The organism is Vibrio sp. 2132-1 (genome assembly GCF_033344315.1).
In genome coordinates, this window is the sequence record NZ_JAWPON010000693.1 from 1 (window position 1) to 559 (window position 559).

1 protein-coding gene is annotated in these 559 nt (G+C 52.1%); it reads left to right on the top strand.

What is annotated here, in order from left to right:
* Positions 1-143: 143 nt before the first annotated feature.
* Positions 144-559, top strand: a 416-nt coding sequence (locus R8N47_RS27430) for a S26 family signal peptidase (protein ID WP_318186391.1), incomplete at its 3' end; no start/stop codon positions are given.

Consider the following 559-nt stretch of genomic DNA (forward strand, 5'->3'; position numbering starts at 1 on the left):
GCCTCTCAGGAGGAAGTTGAAAGGCTGATGGTCAAGACCAATGACGCAATTTTGAAGTTGAAAGACGCAGGTTATTTGGTCCTTGACGCAAGTGCTGTCGTCGGGGCTCCAAGTGACGTGTACCTCCCTGATGAGGTGCTGAAATGAATTTTCCACTCAAGAAGTATTTCGTCAAAAAGGAATCCTGGAAGCGCTTCGGGGTTAAGGCCGGTGTGACACTACTGGTTCTTTGGGCTGCTGGTGCGGCCTTTGCCAGCCGCTACCGTATTGGCATTGATCCACAACAGGAGAAGTGCCTGCCGGGTTACACCTTCTTCCTCATTGATCTGAACGACCAAACTCTGGAGAGGGGAGCTGTTTACGCCTTCCAAGCCAAGAACATGCAGCCTTTCTACAAGGACGGGACTCGCATGGTCAAAATCCTCACCGGTATGCCGGGGGATAAAGTCGAGATCAACGATAAGTGGAAGATCACCGTCAATGGTGATGTCGTCGGAGAGGGGCTCCAGCTCGCAGGGAAACTACATCTGCCAGAGAGCCACTTTTACGGCAAGACCAC